16 protein-coding genes and 1 CRISPR repeat array are annotated in these 19,814 nt (G+C 49.9%); of the genes, 11 read left to right on the top strand and 5 right to left on the bottom strand.

The window, feature by feature from the left end:
* The first annotated feature begins 187 nt into the window (after positions 1 to 187).
* The 8 genes from cdaA to HOLDEFILI_RS19010 all read left to right on the top strand — a co-directional run bounded on the left by cdaA (position 188) and on the right by HOLDEFILI_RS19010 (position 11,201).
* Complete coding sequence (gene cdaA / locus HOLDEFILI_RS20150; protein ID WP_006060954.1) at positions 188 to 1,783, top strand: diadenylate cyclase CdaA; 1,596 nt, start codon at positions 188 to 190, stop codon at positions 1,781 to 1,783.
* Entirely contained in the window at positions 1,773 to 3,191 is a 1,419-nt protein-coding gene (locus HOLDEFILI_RS16195) for a CdaR family protein (protein ID WP_006060953.1), read from the top strand. Before cdaA ends, HOLDEFILI_RS16195 begins: the two co-directional genes overlap by 11 nt.
* On the top strand, positions 3,191 to 4,525 hold the full coding sequence (glmM, locus tag HOLDEFILI_RS16190) for a phosphoglucosamine mutase (protein ID WP_006060952.1): 1,335 nt from the start codon (positions 3,191 to 3,193) through the stop codon (positions 4,523 to 4,525). Before HOLDEFILI_RS16195 ends, glmM begins: the two co-directional genes overlap by 1 nt.
* A 194-nt stretch (positions 4,526 to 4,719) precedes the next feature.
* On the top strand, positions 4,720 to 5,454 hold the full coding sequence (locus tag HOLDEFILI_RS16185; RefSeq protein ID WP_006060951.1) for a class I SAM-dependent methyltransferase: 735 nt from the start codon (positions 4,720 to 4,722) through the stop codon (positions 5,452 to 5,454).
* Positions 5,455 to 5,561: 107 nt separating this feature from the next.
* Complete coding sequence (locus HOLDEFILI_RS16180; RefSeq protein ID WP_039865455.1) at positions 5,562 to 6,221, top strand: response regulator transcription factor; 660 nt, start codon at positions 5,562 to 5,564, stop codon at positions 6,219 to 6,221.
* A complete protein-coding gene (locus HOLDEFILI_RS16175; RefSeq protein WP_006060949.1) occupies positions 6,222 to 7,643 on the top strand; it encodes a HAMP domain-containing sensor histidine kinase in 1,422 nt (473 codons plus the stop codon).
* Complete coding sequence (locus HOLDEFILI_RS16170) at positions 7,624 to 8,781, top strand: hypothetical protein (protein ID WP_006060948.1); 1,158 nt, start codon at positions 7,624 to 7,626, stop codon at positions 8,779 to 8,781. The genes HOLDEFILI_RS16175 and HOLDEFILI_RS16170 overlap by 20 nt, the downstream gene beginning before the upstream one ends.
* 320 nt (positions 8,782 to 9,101) lie before the next feature.
* Positions 9,102 to 11,201, top strand: a complete 2,100-nt coding sequence (locus tag HOLDEFILI_RS19010; protein WP_006060947.1) for a glycerophosphodiester phosphodiesterase — start codon at positions 9,102 to 9,104, stop codon at positions 11,199 to 11,201.
* 290 nt (positions 11,202 to 11,491) lie between these two features.
* On the opposite strand, the gene HOLDEFILI_RS16160 is transcribed toward HOLDEFILI_RS19010, so the two are convergent.
* The 4 genes from HOLDEFILI_RS16160 to HOLDEFILI_RS16145 form a co-directional block, all read right to left on the bottom strand.
* On the bottom strand, positions 11,492 to 12,232 hold the full coding sequence (locus HOLDEFILI_RS16160; protein WP_006060946.1) for a CPBP family glutamic-type intramembrane protease: 741 nt from the start codon (positions 12,230 to 12,232) through the stop codon (positions 11,492 to 11,494).
* 147 nt (positions 12,233 to 12,379) lie between these two features.
* A complete protein-coding gene (locus HOLDEFILI_RS16155; protein WP_006060944.1) occupies positions 12,380 to 13,294 on the bottom strand; it encodes an SPFH domain-containing protein in 915 nt (304 codons plus the stop codon).
* A gap of 27 nt (positions 13,295 to 13,321) precedes the next feature.
* Complete coding sequence (locus HOLDEFILI_RS16150) at positions 13,322 to 13,753, bottom strand: NfeD family protein (RefSeq protein ID WP_006060943.1); 432 nt, start codon at positions 13,751 to 13,753, stop codon at positions 13,322 to 13,324.
* Between the two features lie 14 nt (positions 13,754 to 13,767).
* Positions 13,768 to 14,133 carry a hypothetical protein gene (locus tag HOLDEFILI_RS16145; protein WP_020224318.1) on the bottom strand — a complete coding sequence of 122 codons (366 nt, stop codon included), beginning with the start codon at positions 14,131 to 14,133 and terminating at the stop codon, positions 13,768 to 13,770.
* 151 nt (positions 14,134 to 14,284) lie between these two features.
* On the opposite strand from HOLDEFILI_RS16145, the gene HOLDEFILI_RS16140 reads away from it, so the two are divergent.
* From HOLDEFILI_RS16140 to HOLDEFILI_RS16130, 3 genes are read left to right on the top strand one after another with little or no spacing between them, the layout of a single operon-like run.
* Positions 14,285 to 15,043 carry an alpha/beta fold hydrolase gene (locus HOLDEFILI_RS16140; RefSeq protein ID WP_006060941.1) on the top strand — a complete coding sequence of 253 codons (759 nt, stop codon included), beginning with the start codon at positions 14,285 to 14,287 and terminating at the stop codon, positions 15,041 to 15,043.
* A 1-nt stretch (position 15,044) separates the two neighbouring features.
* Complete coding sequence (locus tag HOLDEFILI_RS16135; protein ID WP_006060940.1) at positions 15,045 to 16,652, top strand: Mur ligase family protein; 1,608 nt, start codon at positions 15,045 to 15,047, stop codon at positions 16,650 to 16,652.
* A 13-nt stretch (positions 16,653 to 16,665) separates the two neighbouring features.
* Entirely contained in the window at positions 16,666 to 17,583 is a 918-nt protein-coding gene (locus HOLDEFILI_RS16130) for an isoaspartyl peptidase/L-asparaginase (RefSeq protein WP_039865324.1), read from the top strand.
* An 830-nt stretch (positions 17,584 to 18,413) separates the two neighbouring features.
* Positions 18,414 to 18,781: direct repeats of the CRISPR family, unit length 33 nt; unit sequence ATTTCAATCCACATACCGCTCGCGCGGTATGAC.
* 194 nt (positions 18,782 to 18,975) lie between these two features.
* Here HOLDEFILI_RS16130 and HOLDEFILI_RS16125 read toward each other — a convergent pair.
* On the bottom strand, positions 18,976 to 19,814 hold an 839-nt coding region (locus HOLDEFILI_RS16125), incomplete at its 5' end, for an AI-2E family transporter (RefSeq protein ID WP_006060936.1).

The raw sequence follows: 19,814 nt of genomic DNA, 5'->3' as shown, positions 1-19,814 counted from the left end.
ATCCTAAAATTTTAAATTCCGATTGAATATTTTGAATCCAGTCCGACTTGCGTCCGCGGAAATCCCGGCTCCGATTTGCGGCAAGCCTGAAAAACAGATGAAACAAGCCCGGCGGGTTTCAGGCAATTTCAGTTTTCAAGGCTTTTAGAACTGTGCTATAATAATTCAATGAAAGGAGGATTCACCAATGGTTAATTATTACACTACCATTCAGTCGATCCTGAACTACACGCGGATGTTTTTCGACATCCTGATCATGTGGCTGCTACTCTATTACACAATAAAAATCGTCCGGAATAACTCCCGGACAATTCAGATATTTAAAGGAATCGTCTTGATTCTTGTGATCAAAGCGGTCGCCAACATCTTTGGCCTGAACACCGTCGGCTGGATTGCCGACATGTTTGTGTCCTGGGGATTCATCGCCGTCATTATTATTTTCCAGCCGGAAATCCGGTCGCTGCTGGAAAAGCTGGGAAAATCCAATGTTTTTTCACGTATTTCCACCCTTTCAGGAAACGAGAAGGAGCATCTGGTCGACGAGTTGGTCAAAGCGGTGATGATTCTGTCCAAGGATCAGACCGGGGCTTTGATCTCGCTGGAACAATCTCACTCCTTAAATGATTATGTTAAAACGGGAACGCCGATGAATTCGATGGTCACTGCCGAGCTGCTGACGTCGATCTTTGTGACGTCCACGCCGCTGCATGACGGCGCGGTCATCATCCAGGGCGACCGTCTGGCGTGCGCGAGCGCGTACTTCCCGCCGACCAATCAGGAACTGCCGTCACGGTACGGCGCGCGTCACCGCGCGGCGATTGGGATCAGTGAAATCACTGATTCCGTGACGATTGTCGTTTCTGAAGAAACCGGCAATATTTCTATTGCCGAGGGCGGACAGATCACGACGGTGTCTAAAAAGGAGCTGCGCGATTATCTGCTGCGCGTCGTCTGCAACGAAGAAACCGTGGTCCGCGAAAAGAACACGAAAACACAAAACCGGAAATCCTATTTTGTGATCGACGAACCGCAGCTTGTCGTTGAAAAAGAAATCGAAACGAAGAAGAGCGAAAAAGGTCTGTTGAACAAGATCGCCGTTAAGAAACAGGACGGCGGGGAAAGTGCGGAAGCCGACAAAAAGAACGCGGAGCATAAGGGCAATCTGTTCTCCGGGATCTTTAATAAGAAAAAAGAAACGGAAGTCCCGGCTGACCGACTGAGCGAACTTGAAAAAGAAGAAGAAAACATCAAGCTGCCGAAAAAGAAGAAGAAAAAAGCGCCGTCTTCCTCCATGTTTGAGGAACCGGAAATTCTTGAGCAGCAGATCGCGGCTCAGGAGGCGGAAAAGAAGGCGCAGGCTGAAGCCGAAGCGGCACCGGAAGAACCGGTACAGGCGGCGGTGATCGAAGTGCTCGAAATTAAGACCGCGCAGAGCGAAGACGAAGCTAAGGCTAAGAAAAAGCCGGCGCGGACCAGAAAACCGAAGGATTCGGAAGAATCTTCAGAAACCAAAGCAAAGCGTTCCCGAAAGAAAACTGAGGAGAAACCGGCTGAAGACAAAGAAGCTCCGATAACGGAAACCTCAGAAAAGGCCGGAAAAGAAAATGCGGAGTCCCCGGCAAAAGCCGGCGCAGCCGCGGACATCACTGCTGAAAATCAAGATCATTCCCCGATTGATGATGTCAAGCTGGAATTCAGCGCTTCCGAGGAAGTGAACGACCACTCCCTGGAAGAAGCGGTGAACTCCGCCGATCAGGAAGGAAGTGACAAACATGAAGAATAACGATCCGAGACAGAATTCGATGAAGGATTCCGAATCCAAGCTGGAGCTGGTGAACAAAATTGCCCGCCAAAGCAAAAAAGTCGTCAAAACCTATGCGACGATTGAAGACGGACTGTTTAAAGGCGTGCGCTGGTTAAGTTCCTGGATCGACCGGATTCTGTTTAATCCGCGGTATGGGAAAATCGTTTCGCTGGCGCTGGCCGTGTTGTTGTATCTGACGGTTAATTTCACCAACACCAGTTTCTCCAACAACATCCAGAGCGTATATGAATTGTCGTCCGTCCCGGTAACGATCAATTACAATTCCGATATGTTTGAGATTTCCGGCCTGCCGGGCGAGGTCGCGGCTTACGTCATGGGCGAAATGTCCGATGTTCAGCTGGTCCGGACGCAGAAAAGCTACAGCGTCGTGGCGGATCTTTCCGGTCTGACCGAAGGTACCTATCAGGTAAAGCTGCAGCCGAAGGATTTCTCCGAACGGGTCAACGTCAAGCTGGAACCGTCAACTGCGATGGTGACGATCAAAAAGAAAGTTACAACGCAGTTTGATCTGAGCTACGACTTTATTAATACCGATAAGCTCGACAACATTTACATTCTGGGTGAACCGCAGTTTGAAGCGACGAAAGTCAATGTCCGGGCCGCTTCCGATACGCTTGACAGCATCGCGTTTGTCAAGGCGCTGATCGACGTTTCCGGCAAGACCGCCGACTTTGAACAGGACGCGGTGCTGGTCGCTTACGATCAAACCGGAACCCCGGTCAAAGCCGATATCATTCCAAGTACGGTCAAGGTCAATGTCAAAGTGACCTCGCCAAGCAAGGATGTGCCGGTCGCTGTGGAATTGCAGGGCGAAATGCCGGAGGGCAAGGCGATTGAGGAAATTATCTTTGATCACTCATCTGTCAAGATCTACGCGCAGCAGTCCGTGCTGGACAAGCTGGATAAGGTTTCCGTGCAGCTGGACGCGACGAAGCTGACCTCCGATACGAAGATGTATCAGACGATTACCTTGCCGACCGGCGTCCGGCAGATCAATCCGGCCCGCGTGAACATGGATATCAAGCTGGGCGATGCCGTATCGAAGACGATCGACAACGTCGCAATTAATGCGATCAACAACACGAACCGCTATAACGTGCAGACCAAGGATGACCAGATTGCGGTCAGCGTTACCGTATATGGAACACAGGCGAATGTGGATAAAATCACCGCCGGCGACATTTATGTATACTTTGATATGAAGGATCTGCAGCCGGGCGAACAGGAAGTGACCTTGCAGGTAAATCAGGATGCGGGGACTTATGTGAAGTACACGCTCCAGCAGGCATCCTTAACCGTCAACGTCACGGATCCAAGTAATTCCGCGGCAACTGACGACAATGACAGCGATGGAGGGACGAATTAATGGGACGTTATTTTGGAACTGACGGCATCCGCGGGAAGGCAAATGAAACGTTGGATGTACAGCGGGCTTTCCAGGTCGGACGGTATCTGGGGTATTACTTTTCCAGACAGGGAAAAGGCCGGATTCTGGTCGGCAAGGATACGCGGCTGTCTTCCGGTATGTTTGAAAACGCGATTGCCGCAGGGGCTTCGGCCAGCGGCGCCGATGTCTATTTATTAGGCTATTGCCCGACGCCGAGCGTGGCGTATCTGGTCAAGCGCGAACAGTTCAGCTGCGGCGTGATGATCTCTGCCAGCCACAATCCTTACTATGACAACGGGATCAAAGTTTTCTCCCAGGCGGGGATTAAGCTGTCCTCCGAGATTGAAGCGCTGGTGGAAAACTATATCGACGGGCTGACGGAAATTCCGCTGGTCAGCGGCGAGAAGATTGGACAGGTCATCCGGTATGACGAAGGTCTGGAACATTATCTGGACTGGCTGGAATCGTTGTTTGATTTCCGGCTTGAACAGTTTCATCTGGCATTGGATCTGGCCAACGGTTCTGCGACGACAACCGCGGAAAAGCTGCTGCGCCGGATGGGCGCGCACTGCACGGTCATTCACAGCGAACCCAATGGCGTCAATATCAATACAAAATGCGGCTCTACGCATCCGGAATCGCTGCAGGAGCTGATGAAAAGCGGGATCTTCGATCTGGGGCTGGCGTTTGACGGCGATGCGGACCGGTTGATCGCTGTGGATCCGCAAGGCAACCTGATCAACGGGGATTACGTTCTGTATATCTGCGGCAAATATCTGAAAGAAAACGGACTGCTTCACGGCAATACGGTTGTCAGCACGGTCATGGCGAACCTTGGGTTCTTCAAGGCAATGGAGCGGTTGGACATCGCGACGGAATCGACGCAGGTCGGTGATAAATACGTTTATGAATGTATGGTGAAAAATGATTACATGCTGGGCGGCGAACAGTCGGGGCACATCATTTTTAAGGAACACGCGACAACCGGTGACGGTTTATTGACCGCGCTGAAGCTGTTGGAAGTCATGCATAAAACCGGGAAGGGAATCCTGTCCTTGGAGGAAGGCCTGAAAATTTATCCGCAGCTTTTGATCAACGTTCCAGTGAAAGATAAAGAAGCAGCGATGCAGGCGGATCCGATCGTCAAGGAAGTGGCGGCGATCAATGAAGAACTGCACGGCAACGGCCGGATTCTCGTCCGTCCTTCCGGGACAGAACCATTAGTGCGCGTGATGGTCGAAGCGGAGAGCGACGAGCTGTGTCATCATTATGTCTACCGCGTCGTCGATCTGATTGAAAAGTCAGGATTGTAACAAATATCAAGGAAAGTTGAAGGGGAGGCAGAATCAGAACCTCCCTTTTTGAATCCGAACTCACTGCGATCCGTGAAGCAAGACGTGCGGTCAAGTTCAGATAAATATAGCTTTTTAAGTGTGGAAACGCTACAATGAATAAAGATAAAACAGCGGAGAAATCCGCGGATCCATGAAGAAAGAAGGAATTTAAAATGAAAGAAAATCGGTATGATGATCAGGAATTTTTTGAAAAATACAGTCACATGAGCCGGTCTGAAAAAGGGCTGGCGGGGGCTGGAGAATGGCCGGTACTTCAGAAGATGCTGCCGGATTTCACTCAGAAGCAGGTTTTAGATCTGGGCTGCGGATATGGCTGGCATTGCCGCTATGCAATGGAAAAGGGTGCGGCTTCGGTGCTGGGCATCGATCTGTCGGAGAAAATGCTGGATCAGGCCCAAAAAATCAACCAGCCGGCCGGTGTGGAATATTTGCGATGCGCGCTGGAGGATTATGCCTATCCGGCAGAAACCTACGATATTGTGATCAGCTCGCTGACGCTGCATTACATTGAGGATCTGTCGGCTTTGTTCAGGAAAGTCGCGCAGACGCTGCGGACGGGCGGGGAATTTATCTTTTCGATGGAGCATCCGATCTTTACCGCGGAAGGCAGTCAGCAGTGGCTTGATCAGACTTCTGCCGGTAATCCGGTATGGCCGGTTACCCGGTATTTCCTGGACGGCCGCCGGGATTCGATTTTTTTGGGCGCGCCGGTCGTGAAATACCATCATTCGCTGACAACGATCGTGCAGGCTTTGTTAAGCACTGGTTTTGAATTAGAGGATATCCAGGAACCACAGCCAACGGCAGAGCTGATCCGGGAGGTTCCGCAAATGGAGGAAGAATTGCATCGTCCGATGATGATTATTTTCAAAGCGAAGAAACGGTAACGGCCGTCTTCGTTTTCTTTTTACCTTTTTTATCCCGATCCCGGTTCGGTGTTTCATGGATTTCCCAGGCTAAATTTGATACAATGGAAACACGGGGTGAGATGCAAGTGAAGAAAGTAATAGCGATTGTAGAAGATGAAAAAGATCTCAATGAACTGGTTAAGCGATATCTTGAGAAGGAAGGCTATGAAGTCCGGTCTTACCTGACCTATGAGGAGGCTTCCGCCCATACCTCGGACGACGATGTTCATTGTTGGATCCTGGATATTATGCTCGATGATAAAAGCGGTTTTGATCTGATTGAAGAAATCCGGATGCAGTCTCCGGAAGTGCCGGTTGTTTTCATGTCGGCGCGCGATAAAGAGTTTGACCGGATTATCGGCCTGGAAAAAGGCAGCGACGATTACATCACCAAGCCGTTTTCGCCGAAGGAGCTGGTGCTGCGCATTAACAACATCATGAAGCGGACGTATAAAGAAGACGCCAACCGGATTGTGGTCGACGGGTATGAAATTGACGAAGCGCAGCGGCTGGTGTTTGAGAAAGGCCGCGAGCTGGATTTGACGACCAAGGAATTTGATCTGTTGATGCTGTTTGTAAAAAATAAAGGCACCGCCTTTTTGCGGGAGCAGATTCTTGAGCAGGTGTGGGATGTGAATTATTTTGGCTCCGACCGGGTCGTGGACGACACGCTGCGGCGACTGCGCAAAAAGATGCCGAATCTGAGTATCCATACGATCTATGGCTTCGGCTACCGGCTCGGGTAAATGAAGCGCCTGCGTATTTGGCTCAAGGAGCTGTCGCTGTCCCAGCAGCTGCTGACGCTGATCTTTCTGGTCGTCACGGTCTTCACCGTCTTCTTTTTCGTCTATCTGTCAGAAAGTGTGAATGAATTTGTTGAAAAACAGATGTACAGCATGCTGCACCGCGCTCAGAACAATATTGCGTTCAATTATTCGATGGATATGGACATCGAAGAAATCGCTGAAAATACCGATCCCAGCATCATCCATTTATTTTATGACAAGGAAACCCGTCAATTCTCCAAAATTGGCACGACGACGCTGGATCCGCAGCTGACCTCGCATCTTTTGGAAGAAGCTGATGGTTTGGCACAGGAGGTTGCGGACCGCGCGTATGTGCAGGACCGAAAGACGTATTTCTATTCGCTGGCCCGGCTGGACTCCCATACGATTTTAATCTCGCTGATGAGCGACAGCTACCGCAGTGATTTTAAAAACATGCTGCTCAACAGCGTGATTAATTTGAATGTGCTCGTCGTGTCGCTGTTGTTTGTCTGTCTAATGCTGTGGATCAGTTCTTTGATTCATCCGCTGAATCAGATCCGTAATTACATCGAAAAAGTCAGCCGCGGCGAGGAGGCCGAGCTGCATATCGAACGCCGCGATGAGATCGGCCAGGTAGCCCAGGCGTTAGTCGCGATGAAGGAAGAGCTGGACAAACAGGAGAAAATCAAGGAAGAAATGATTCAGAATATATCGCATGATCTGAAAACGCCGATTGCGACAATTAAGTCATACGGTGAAAGCATCAAAGACGGAATTTATCCGTATGAGACGCTGGAAAAAAGCGTTGATGTCATCATCGAGCACGCCGATCGTCTGGAAAAGAAGGTTTACAGCCTGATTATGCTGAACAAATTGGGCTATCTGACTGACGACGGCATGGCCGGGGATACGCTGGACATGAGCGCGGTCATCAACAAAGCGATTCTTTCTTTAAAGGTCATCCGGCCGGAACTGGAAATTTCGACGCAGCTGGAAAAGATTTATTTCCACGGGGAGGAAGATCCATGGCGGGTTGTCGTTGAGAATCTGCTGGATAATTCCATCCGCTATGCGACTCACGAGATTGTCATAACCTTGAATGAAAAAGAATTGACAGTGGCCAACGACGGTCCGTTGATGAGTGAGGAACGATTAAATAAACTGTTTAAACCCTATGAAAAAGGAACCGATGGTAAATTCGGCCTTGGCTTGTCGATCGTCTACCGCGTCTGCACGACCTATGGGTATCGGGCGGAAGCAGAGAATCTCAACAATGGTGTTATCTTTAGGATTTCCCGCCCAGGCGGTCTGAAACGTGAAAAACCGCGGAAGCTGGAAGGGAAACTTAAGGGAAAAAAGGAGAAAATCCGGGAGGATAAGAATGAAAATTCAAACAGTTAAACTCAACATCAATCCCCGCCAGCCAATCCGGGCGGCAGGCTTCGCGCAGCAGGTCGAACCCTTGGACACCGTCCGCGATCCGCTGTACGCGCGGATTCTCGTTTTAGAACAAAACGGCTGCCGCTATGTGCATGCCGCGCTGGACTCGCTGCAGGCCCCGATCGCATTAGTGAATGAGGTTCGTAAACGTCTTGAACAAGCCTGGGGATTACCGACACGGGTGATCATCAGCGGGACGCACACCCATTTTGCGCCGGATATGCGTGTGGAAAGCTACCGCAATCAGGTTCGCGATCAGTTGTGCGAAGCCTTGATTCCCTTGACGCTGCGGGAAGCGGAGCTGACGTGCAGCTATGTGAGGGAGCCGTTTACCCAGATCGGTCAGAGCCGCATCAGTCACTGGACAACCGATCAAATCTTTGCGCATGCGCTGTGCTTCTATGAAAATGACAAACGGATCGCGTCACTGTTGATTTATAACTGCCATCCGACTTCATTGAACGGGGACACGCCGTTTTTCACCTCAGAATATCCTGGTTATGCAATGCGCCAGCTGGACGCGAAGTATCCGGGCGAGTTCTTTTCCTTCCTGCAATCCGCAGCTGGCGATGTCAGCACCCGGTTTACCCGGAAGGAACAAACTACGGCCCAGATGGAACACTTCGGCGCGGTCATGGCGGAAAAATTTGAACGATTGCTAGCCCACCCCGCTGAGAAATACCCGGTGGAACTGGGCTATGCCGAATGCGCCGTCGAACTGAAGCACGAACTGAAAGATCCGGCAGATCTGGTAATTCCGGATTATTACAGCGAGCGGGAGCGGATTACGCTGCAATATGGCATTGAGCGAAGCCGTGAGAACCTGGCCCATCCCGAGAAACTGCGTCATCAGACAACGTTCACAGCGCTGAAGATCGGCCCGTTCCGTTTGATTTTCAGTGAATTTGAGCTGTTCAGCGAGTACAATACCGCGACGATCCCGGGTCAGAGCGCTCTGATCTGTTATTCTCAAGGCTATAGCCATTATGTGGCAGGACCGTCATTTGACGGCATGACCTATGAATCGCTGCAGGATACGCTGAGCGCGGATACCCGCCGGGAATTCCTGGATGTGATTCACTCCTTGTCACAGGATTGATCAGCGGCCTTCACGATTAAAAATCAGAATCTCATCAGGAAAAGAATATAAATTCGATTCTGAAAAAGTGAGTCCGAGTTGGATTGACAGCCGCGATGCGTACTCAGGATACCGTTGTCAAAAAACGGCGGTTAAAGAATAAAAAGAGCGTCCATTCCTTGCGAACAGGCGCTTTTTCGCTTTTTTTGTAGGGCTAGTAATGAAGGATTAACTGCAGATCAATACGTGTCGTGTCAGGAGAAGATCAGGAAATGCCCAGGGTTCTGAAACAGCGGGAACAAATCGTGGTATAATAAGACAGTTTAAAGGAGATAAAGGTCATGCGAGAGAAGGGGAAATGGTTAGGCAAGCTCATTCAATTTGAAATTCTGTACCGGGTTTGTTTATATTTGTTCGTGAATCCCTTGCTGAGCCAACTGCTGCGGTTGTATCTTAGCCGGGCCCGGTCTGGGATGACATTTAATTCAGATATCGTCATGCGGTTCTTATCGCTGCCGGGGATTTTTCTGGCGCTGTTTTACATGTTGGTGGGAACCGGTTTGATCGTATTTGAGTTCAGCGTGATTCTGCATTTGATCGATAAAGGCCAGTGCGGCGAACCGCTGTCGATCCGCGAAGCTTGCCGTCAGGCGTTATTCTCGTTAAAAGGCATTCGCAATCTTCAGCTGCCGTTCTGTACACTGTATTTCGCGCTGTTTCTCCCGGCGGCGCATCTGGTGTATATCAACGCGCTGATTCCACGGCTGCGGGTACCGGAATTTGTGATCGGCGAGCTTCGGCTGACTCTGTCGGGCAGACTGCTGATCAGCGCTTTCTGGCTGGGGTTGTACGGTCTGGCGATCTTTCTCCTGTTTGTGCCGCTTTTAATGATTTTCCGCCGAATGAAGCTGAGTCAGGCGATAAAGCAGAATCTTCGATTATGGAAACAGCTGAGTGTCAAAGAACAAGGCCGGCTGGCGCTGGGCTGCGGATTCTGGTTTCTGGCAGAACTTCTGGTTGTCGATTTTCTGCCCAAGGCACTTTTGATCAATTCCGATTTCAACCGCTACTTTTTAAAGAATTTAATCCTCTCGCCGACATTCCGGCATTATTTAATGCAATCACTGCTGATTCAGCTGGCGTTTTTCCTGATGAGCCTGGGCTTTCTGTATTTTCTGGTCCGACTGATCCGGACCCATGGCGTCGTAATGATGGAAGAGGAACCAGAGAGTGAGGAAGCGGAAAGACTGAACGAAGCCGTATCGCGGGTACGCGGAGCGACGGCGGCCGGTGTGCGGAAGATTCAATCCTGGGAAGGGCTGCACCGGTGGATCAGCCGTCATCCCTGGATCAGCGGATTGACGCTGATCATTCTGCTCTGTTTTGGAATCTCTGAAATTTTCCCGGATTTTATGACGCTGCTGCTGCCGGTGATTCTGGTTGTCAGCGCACTGTATTTTCTGGGCGCGATCGTGACGAAGCTGCGGCCTCAGACTTCCGGAAAATTAAACTGGGTTTATGTTCGCCTTCATGGCTGGCTGAGCGGCCGGCGGGTCTATCAGCGGCATCCATGGATGGTGCGCGTGTTGTTAACCTTGATGGTCATGTATTGCGCGGATCTTTACCTGCGTCCCTTGTCCCGCGAACATCAGCCTTGGGCGATCGGTCACCGGGGATCGGCATACGCGGTTGAAAATACAATTGAAGCTGTACGCCAGGCGGCGATCGCGCATGCCGATTATGCGGAGATTGACGTTCAGCTCAGCGCGGACGGCATCCCCATGGTCTATCACGACCCGACGCTGACGCGATTGACCGGCGTTAATAAAAAAGTGGAGGATCTGACGGCGGAGCAGCTGCAGTCGCTGACCCTGAGTACAGAAGGACAGTATGTGAAGGGGAAAATCCCGACACTGCGGCAGCTGATCCAGACAATGAAAACATGGGAAGGAGAAACCGGTCTGTTGATTGAATTAAAGCCAGTCAACGACAATCAGGCAGAGCTGGCTGAGAAGGTGATCGATGTCGTGGAAAGCGAAGACTTTGCCGCCCGTTCGATTTTCATGTCGTTGGATTATGAGGCGGTGCAGATCCTGCAGCGTCAGCGTCCGCAATGGTGGATCGGTTACTGCGTTTACGGAACCGCCGGAGAAATGGATTACCGGATCTGGAATTGGAATATTGATTTCCTGGCAGTGGAGGAAAGTCAGATTTCCGTCAGTTTCCTGGAACAAGCCGGGCGTGCCTGGATGCCGGTCTATGTCTGGACGGTCGATAATTACGATAAGATGAGCAACTACCTCGACATGGGGGTCAGCGGACTGATTACCAATTATCCGGATCTCGCCCGGGAAGAAATCGACGATTACATGCAGCGCTATCCGCAATACTATCAATACCAGGGCAAGGGATATCCGATCTACGAATGGGAAACGGAATAACCGGCAAGGCCTCATTAACGAAGAAATATCGGAGGAAGAAGTTCATTTGAGAACGGATCAGATTGCCGGGTGAAGATTGGTGAAGGTAAATGAATTAACAGGAATAAGTTCATTAAAATCTCTTGTTGGAAAAAGATAAGCAAAATAAAAGACAGCGGAATCAGAGATCGTACCGGGCTGAAATCAAGTTAACCCGGATCGCGGAGGCAGCTGTCTTTATTTTACTGACTTAGATGAGCGAAAATTAAGTTTAGGACAGATCACTTGCGGCGGCTTGCGCGAAAGATCAATTAAGCGCCGAAGACGATAAAGCGGATCAAGTCAACCAAGGCGTGCGCGCCGATGGCGGCGCTGAGATTGACCTTCCATTGCAGCAGCGCAAACGGCAGACCGAAAGCAACGGACATGACGATCAGGCTGCCAATCTCGATTGTACCAGAGAAATGAATCAGAACATGCGGCAGGATCATGATCAAAAGGCAAAGCGCCGTCTGTGCGGGGGTCGGTTTAATCTTGCCCATCACTTCGATGCATAAGGCATAAAGCAGAGTGCGGAAAAGAATTTCTTCAAACAACCCTGCCCGCAGCGCGTCAAACAGGAATTTCAGTTGGAAGGAGGGCGCAATTGTCAATTGGCTCGATCCCAGCCAGAGATTGAAGACTCCTAAGCAACTCCCGGCGGCGAGGATCCAGCCCATAGTTTTCCAGAACTCGTTTTTCTTTCCGGGATGATAAAGGACAATCGGCTGGGGTATATCCCGCATCCGGGCTGCCGAAGCCACATATCCAGGAAGTACGAAAAATCCCATCAAAGGATGCGAAATCATGGCGATACTTGCAAAGATGACGCCCAGAATACAATCCTGCCGACGGATTTGATTTCGATAACGAAATAGAAAATATCCGCAAAGCACGGCGAATAAAACAAACCACAAGACCATCAGATTCAGGATCACGGTTAAAAATCCAAGACCGATTAAGCAGAAGGCCAACAGCGCCAGACGCGCGGTCGGGGAGTTCAATTTTGACATAGCATGAGGCTCCTCTCTGATTGGGTAAAACGATTTTAAGCGAAACGATGACCGGGTTGCGGCAAGGCTTTCAAGGCTATGAAACAAATGACTTGACCCGTTACGATCGAGATATGAAAAAGGCGTCAATTCTGACGCCCTGTTCAGTTATTCCTTGTTTTCGATCGGTTTGACGACTTCCGCCAGCGAAGCCAGCGTGCCGGTGATATCCTGCAGATTGCTAGGGATGATCAGCTTGGTCGCCTTGCCATCCGCCATCTTCTGCAGTGCTTCATAACCCTTCAAGGTTAAGAATTCCAGGCTTGGATCGGAATTCTTGATCATTTCAATACCTTTAGCCTGCGCGGCGTACAGCCGTTCAGTAGCCTGAGCCTGGCCTTCTGCTTCCGCGATCATCGCTTCCTTCTTCGCCGTGGCGCGCAGAATCATGGATTCCTTTTCGCCTTCCGCGGTCAGGATTGCCGATTTCTTTTCGCCTTCGGCACGCAGGATTGCTTCACGACGTTCACGTTCAGCCCGCATCTGCTTTTCCATTGATTCCTGGATATCGCGCGGCGGGATGATGTTCTTAACTTCAACACGGCCGACCTTGACGCCCCATGGATCTGTCGCTTCGTCCAAAATCGCGCGCATCTTCGTATTGATGATATCGCGGGAAGTCAGCGTTTCATCCAGTTCCAGCTCGCCGATGATGTTTCGCAGCGTCGTCGCGGTCAGATTTTCCAACGCGCTGATTGGACGTTCAACGCCATAAGTATACAGCTTTGGATCTGTAATCTGAAAGTAGACGACCGTATCGATCTGCATCGTGACGTTATCCTTGGTGATGACTGGCTGCGGATCAAAATCCTTGACGATTTCCTTTAACGAAACCTTGTTGGCGACGCGGTCGATAAACGGAACCATGAAATGCGGACCGGTATGCCATGTGCTGTGATAAGCCCCCAAACGCTCGACCACGTAAGCTTTCGCCTGCGGTACGATCCGAACGCAGTAACAAATCACCGCGATCACGATCAGAAAGACAACCAGGAAGATTAATATTTGTAAGAACCCATTCATAAGTTATTTCCTTTCTTGACTGAAACTTCAGTCTTCTATTTTTTTCACGAGGAGCTTCGCGCCCTCGATCGCAACGATTTCCACTAACGAACCTTCAACAATCGGATGCCCGTCGGCACTGATCGCGTTCCAGACCACACCGTTCACCTTGAGTTCACCCCAGGCTTCCCCGGTAATGTCTTTCAGAAGCTGGACATGACGGCCGATCACCCGGTCGGCGTTCGTCGCTACGATATTGCCTCGTAAGTACTGAGAAGCCATCGGCCGGATTGCCGCCAGACAAATTAACGACGCCGCAAAGAAGATGACGACCTGCCAGATAAAGGCCAGATTTAACGCCAGCGCGCCCAAGGCAAACAACGCTCCGACACAGAACCAGATACTGACAAGGCTGGTTGCCGTCGCCAGTTCAACGACCAGCGCCCCCAAGAATACCAGAATCCATAAACCGAAATACATTTTTCCTCACCTCCTTATACGGGATTGTTCAGATCAATAATCAGCATTTTTTCGCGTTCATCAAACTGCGCGGGAACTTTAATCCCGTTGCATTCGATGCCTGTCAGCTGGGCGATTTCCTCAATCAGCGCTTTGTTGCTGATGCGGGCATATCCCTTTCCCATGGATACTTTATGCAGCTGCTCCAGCGGGATGAGCTTTAAATCTACCTCTCGCTTGGTCACGGGGCGGATCGCAACTTTCCGTTCTTCCCGGTCGAGTCCGATACAGCACCATCGAATATCTTCAAAATAGGCAGCCGCTACGTTGTTTAACGTGAAATTGTTCGGATACAAGGTCACTAACATCGTGTAGGCGTTGCCCTTAACCCACTCAAACATGACTTCGATCTCCTTTCTATACCATGTCTTTATTATACGCTGAATCCTCAAAATCTTCAATATCTTATTTTGCTTATTCTGAATATTATTTTTGTACTTTCCAAGCTTGTGAAGATTGCATATAATAAAGTAGAAACAATGGAGGATTTTTATGCCGCAAATTAAAATTAACGGACTGAATATTGAAGTTGCGACGGAAGGTCAGGGCCGCGATGTAGTGCTGTTGCACGGCTGGCGGCAGCGGATGATCATGATGGAACCCATCTACAATCATCTTAAAGCCCATTTCCGGGTTTTTAATTTCGATTTTCCCGGTTTTGGCAAAAGCGACGAACCGCCGGTTGCCTGGGGCGTCCCGGAATATCGGGAGTTTCTCGAAGCGTTTTGTCAGACCTTTGATATCCACGATCCGATTCTGATCGGTCATTCCTTCGGCTGCCGGGTGGCCGTTCACTACGCAGTGAAGAATCCCGTGCATAAGATGGTGCTGACCGGCGCGGCGGGAATCCGGCCGAAGCAAACCTGGCAGGCCAAGCTCAAAATCGCAGGCTACAAAGCGGCGAAAAAAGCGATCACGCTGGTCGGTAGCGAAGCGATGCTGGAAGACTTCAAGCGTAAATCCGGTTCCGACGATTACCGCAACGCAACCGGCATTATGCGCGAAACCTTTGTTAAAGTTGTCAACGACGATGTCAGCGGGATGCTGGAAGACGTTACGGTTCCGGTCTTGTTGGTCTGGGGCGAAAATGACGAAGCAGCGCCTTTATGGATGGGGAAACAGATGGAAGCGAAGATGAAGAATGCCGGACTGGCAATTTTTGAAGGGGACGATCATTTCGCGTATTTCAACCAGAGCGCCCGGTTTAACCGGTGTCTGGATGTCTTTTTAAAGGAAGACTGGGAGGAATGACATGGAGTTTTTAAGACAGATTCAGGATTTATTAGAGAAAGTGCTGTTTTCAGCACTGCTTTTGTGTATGATGGTGATTCCCTGGAAGCATGCTTTGCACATGTTCCAGCAGAACCGGTATGAGCCGGGGCGGTATATTCAGTGGGGAAAAGATCAGCTGAAAGTGTGGAAGCACTGGCTGTTTCCTGTACTGATTCTCGTTCTGGCGCTCGGCTGCATCGTGATTCCGGATTACCGGCTGGGGAAAATCGCAACGGTGTGGCTGGCGGTGTTTGTCGGCGGGGTTACTTTATATCGGGAAAAGAAAAAAAACTATATCAAACCGCTGGCGGTGACCGCGCGGGTTAAACGGCAGATCGCCGTCATGCTTGTTCTGAACTGCCTGTGGCTGATCCCGGCGGTCATGCTGACGGATTATCCGTTATGGGCGTTGTGGGTTGTCGCGGCGTGCTGGATCAACTGGCTTTTGATCTTTCCCATGGCCTGGATTACCAGTCCGTTTGAGAAGTTGATCAAAAAACACTATATGAAGCTGGCAAAGGAAATTTTGAAGAGCCATGACCGGTTGATTAAGATTGGGATTACGGGCAGCTACGGCAAGACCTCTTCAAAAAATATTCTTCAGCAGATTCTTTCTGAGAAGTTCTATTCGCTGCCGACGCCGGCGTCATTCAATACGCCGATGGGAATCACGATCACCATTCGTGAACAGCTGAAACCGACGCATGAGGTGTTCATCTGCGAGATGGGAGCGGATCATGTCGGCGATATCGAGCAGCTGATGGATTTTGTGCAGCCGCAGATCGGCCTGGTAACCTCGATCGGTCCGCAGCATCTGAATACGTTTGGTTCTCAGGAAAATATCGTCACGGAAAAAATGAAGATGATCGAGAAGCTGCCGGTCACGGGCTTTGGTGTATTAAATAAGGATAACGAGCTGATCCGGAATTACTATATCAAGAATAAGTGTCCGATCGCCTGGTATGGCATCGAGCAGGAGGATGTGGATTACCGGGCTGTGAATATCAGCTTTGGCCCGCAGGGGTCCTCGTTTGATATCCATACGCGCGAGGGTGCGGATATTCCGTTTAAAACGCGTTTATTGGGTGAACACAACATTGCGAATATTCTGGCGGCTGTAGCGGTTGGCCGGCATCTGGGTGTCAGTTGGGAACAGCTGCAGAGTGCAGTGGCGCAGGTGCGGTATGTTGAGCACCGGCTGGAAGTGAAGAAGATTAATGGTTATACGTTTATTGACGACGCGTTTAATTCGAATCCGGTGGGCTCTGCGATGTCTTTGCAGGTGCTGAAGACAATGCCGGGCACCCGGTTTATCGTCACGCCAGGGATGATCGATCTGGGTCCGCGTCAGCATGAGATCAATAAGCAGTTCGGCATGAAAATGAAGGATTGCGCGGATGAGGTCATTTTAGTGGGCAAACGGCAGACGGAGCCGATTGTTGAGGGATTACAAGCTTGCGGATTTGATATGGCGCATGTGCATATCGTCGCGACAGTGAAGGAAGCGTTTGGTCTTGTTTATCAAAAGGCAGCCTACACGGATACCATTTTATTGGAAAATGATTTGCCGGATGCATTTAATCAATAAGGAGCTTAAATCAATGAAGTGGACTTTAATCGCAACGTGGAAAATGGCGGCGGAAGGCATGCGGATGGCGGAAGCGAATTTGCAGAAATCAGGCTCAGCCGATCAGGCGCTGGAGACGGTGATCACCGCGGTTGAAAGGGATCCGCGGTTTCATTCCGTTGGTTATTCAGGACTGCCGAATCAGGTGGGCGTCGTACAATTGGACGGTGGTTATATGAACGGTGATACGTTATCCATCGGAGCGGTCGGCTGTGTTGAAAAGGTAGCGTCGGCGTTTAAGCTGGCGCGGCATTGTGCGGATCAGCAGTTTAATAATTTTCTGGTTGGCGAGGGTGCAGTACAGTTTGCGGTTCAGTCAGGCATGGAAATGATGGAATTATTAACTCCGGAAGCGCGGATGATTTATGAGCAGCGCTGGGCGGAACCGGAACCCTTATCCAGTTATAAAGGGCATGATACGGTTGGTGTCTGTTGCCTGGATGGGCAGGGCACGTTGGCTGCCGGAACATCGACTTCGGGACTGTTCATGAAGAAGCCGGGGCGCGTGGGCGATTCGCCGGTCTGCGGGAGTGGTTTCTATGCGGATAGTGAAATCGGGGCTGCGGCCGCTACGGGCGTGGGTGAAGAAATCATGAAAGGGTGTCTGAGCTATGAGGTGGTACGCCGGCTGCAGCAGGGACAGGATCCTCAGAGAGCGGCTTCATCGCTCGTTGCGGAATTCACGCAAAAGTTAATTCGGAAACGGGGCCGGGCTGAAGCGATTTCCTTAATTTGCGTCGATAAGGAAGGGCGCTGGGGTGTTGGTACGAATATCAAGTTTGCTTTCGTGGTCAGTGATCAGGATCATCCGGCTCAGATTTATGTTGCGGAGCCGGATCAGGATGGTTGTACGATCCGAGCTTGGAATGATACAGATCAGGATGTAGATTAGAGTGAAATGAAAAAAGCCTGTTTTCTCAGCTTAAGGCGGGAGAGAACAGGTTTTTTAGTGTGTGAGTACAAGGATAGGTATGAACGGGTGGGGCAGCAGGTATACAGGTCTTAGATTTCAATCAACGTACCGCTTGCACGGTATGACGTGAACCTATAGCGTAGACCTATATAGGTAATAAACTTCAATCCACATACCGCTCGCACGGTATGATTGGAATAGTTATCTGGATCACGATGAATCTCGAAATTTCAATCCACATATCGCTCGTGCGGTATGACGAAACGATGACATCCATTGAACTTGGGCCGGAAGGATTTCAATCCACATACCGTTCGAACGGTATGACATTATTCCATTTGTCGAAAGAGCATTTATCAATGAATTTCAATCCACATACCGCTCACGCGGTATGACGTAATCTCGGAGTATTTGCCTGCGGCATCTGTCATTTCAATCCACATACCCCTCGCGCGGTATGACGAACAACACGGTTTAAAACAAGATAATGTTGCCATTTCAATCTACATACTGCTCGCGCGGTATGACTTCATAGTGAAGCAACTGTAAAGATCCCAATATTATTTCAATCCACATACCGATATGGTAAATGTAAAGGAGTAAATAATGATTTCATCCACATACCGCTCGCGCGGTATGACGGTTAAAACGATTCCTAGTTCATATAGTTCTGACATTTCAATCCACATACCGCGTGAGCGATGCGACAATTTGACGTTGTCACTCCGACGACGCTGTGGGATTTCAATCCACGCACCGCGTGAGCGATGCGACAAGAGTAACGTTTATCGCTACCCTCGATCTCTGAGTATTTCAATCCACGCACCGCTCGCGCGGTATGACTCAGGCACATCATAAGGAGTTTTATAATACAAAGATTTCAATCCACATACCGCTCGCGCGGTATGACTTGTCTGGTGATTACCTCGACATGCTTAAACCAATTTCAATCCACATACCGCTCGCGCGGTATGACAGGGTAGCTGATTATGGAGTTACGTCCATATCAGATTTCAATCCACATACCGCTCGCGCGGTATGACATCACTGACGCATCCGTCTGGTTGCAGGTGCGTATTTCAATCCACATACCGCTCGCGCGGTATGACTAACATCAATGTTGTTATCTGCTCCGGCTTTTCTTATTTCAATCCACATACCGCTCGCGCGGTATGACGCAGATAAGAAACTGAATTAAGATCACATGTTTCCTATCTCACTCTTATCATAAACATTCTTGAGTGTACTTGCAACATTTTCCTTAATATTCACATTTTTACGGTGCGAACCTCCCTGGGTTTTTATGTTCACTTCATGTTCGCACCCAAGCGGACAAAAAACGCAAGGCCTTTGAAGATCTTGCGCTTAAGCTTATTGATTCTTGTTCGAAGATGAAGAGTCCTGCTCAGGACTTGAAATTGAATCCATACTGAGCAATCCGGATTCATCCAAAATCTGTCCCTTTTTCCGCATCCGGCCATTGACGAATTCGCCTAACAAGGTGTAGAGAACGGCCGTTGCCGGAACTGCGATCAACATTCCGAACAACCCTAACAGACCGCCGAATACTACGATGGATAACAAGACCCAGATCCCCGGAAGACCTACGGAATTCCCCACAACCCGCGGATAAATCAAATTGTTTTCAAACTGCTGCACGATCTGGAAATAAACCATGAAAAACAAGGACATCCACGGGTTGATCGCGAAGATCAGAACACAGCCGAACGCCATTCCCAACATCGCTCCGAACATCGGGACAATACTGGTAACACCGATGACCGTGCTGATTAACATGGCATACGGCATCTTGAACAAAGTCATGGAAACATAATACAACATCGCCAGAATACACGCTTCTAACAGCTGCCCTGAAATGAAACTGGAGAATGTCTGGTTCGTTTTTCGTCCCCATGCCAAGACGCGGTTTGCCGCCGATAAGGGAAGCAGGGCGCCGATCAACTTCTTCAGCTGGCGGATGAATTTCTCTTTGCTGGAAAGCAGATACAAACTTAACATGAAACCCATTACCCAGTTGCTTAAACCGACGGTGATCGCGGAAATGTTGTTGATCACCGTCATGCCGGTGCCGCCGACCCAGTTGGTTGCGGTCTGGAAAATTTTATCAGCGCTTAAGCCCAGCTGATCCAGCGCAGCCTGCAGCTTCGCCGTATCCAGATCCCATTCAATATTTTCCAGATGCAGACTGG

The sequence above is a fragment of the Holdemania filiformis DSM 12042 genome (assembly GCF_000157995.1).
Taxonomy (GTDB): domain Bacteria; phylum Bacillota_I; class Bacilli_A; order Erysipelotrichales; family Erysipelotrichaceae; genus Holdemania; species Holdemania filiformis.
This window is presented reverse-complemented; position numbering and strand designations above follow the sequence as displayed.

Coding starts and splice junctions, on each gene's coding strand:
- HOLDEFILI_RS16195 (WP_006060953.1), top strand. CDS start 1,773: ATGAAGAATAACGATCCGAGACAGAATTCGATGAAGGATTCCGAATCC.
- HOLDEFILI_RS16170 (WP_006060948.1), top strand. CDS start 7,624: ATGAAAATTCAAACAGTTAAACTCAACATCAATCCCCGCCAGCCAATC.
- HOLDEFILI_RS16155 (WP_006060944.1), bottom strand. CDS start 13,294: ATGAATGGGTTCTTACAAATATTAATCTTCCTGGTTGTCTTTCTGATC.
- HOLDEFILI_RS16140 (WP_006060941.1), top strand. CDS start 14,285: ATGCCGCAAATTAAAATTAACGGACTGAATATTGAAGTTGCGACGGAA.
- HOLDEFILI_RS16175 (WP_006060949.1), top strand. CDS start 6,222: ATGAAGCGCCTGCGTATTTGGCTCAAGGAGCTGTCGCTGTCCCAGCAG.
- HOLDEFILI_RS16135 (WP_006060940.1), top strand. CDS start 15,045: ATGGAGTTTTTAAGACAGATTCAGGATTTATTAGAGAAAGTGCTGTTT.
- HOLDEFILI_RS19010 (WP_006060947.1), top strand. CDS start 9,102: ATGCGAGAGAAGGGGAAATGGTTAGGCAAGCTCATTCAATTTGAAATT.
- HOLDEFILI_RS16160 (WP_006060946.1), bottom strand. CDS start 12,232: ATGTCAAAATTGAACTCCCCGACCGCGCGTCTGGCGCTGTTGGCCTTC.
- HOLDEFILI_RS16150 (WP_006060943.1), bottom strand. CDS start 13,753: ATGTATTTCGGTTTATGGATTCTGGTATTCTTGGGGGCGCTGGTCGTT.
- HOLDEFILI_RS16185 (WP_006060951.1), top strand. CDS start 4,720: ATGAAAGAAAATCGGTATGATGATCAGGAATTTTTTGAAAAATACAGT.
- HOLDEFILI_RS16145 (WP_020224318.1), bottom strand. CDS start 14,133: ATGTTTGAGTGGGTTAAGGGCAACGCCTACACGATGTTAGTGACCTTG.
- cdaA (WP_006060954.1), top strand. CDS start 188: ATGGTTAATTATTACACTACCATTCAGTCGATCCTGAACTACACGCGG.
- HOLDEFILI_RS16130 (WP_039865324.1), top strand. CDS start 16,666: ATGAAGTGGACTTTAATCGCAACGTGGAAAATGGCGGCGGAAGGCATG.
- glmM (WP_006060952.1), top strand. CDS start 3,191: ATGGGACGTTATTTTGGAACTGACGGCATCCGCGGGAAGGCAAATGAA.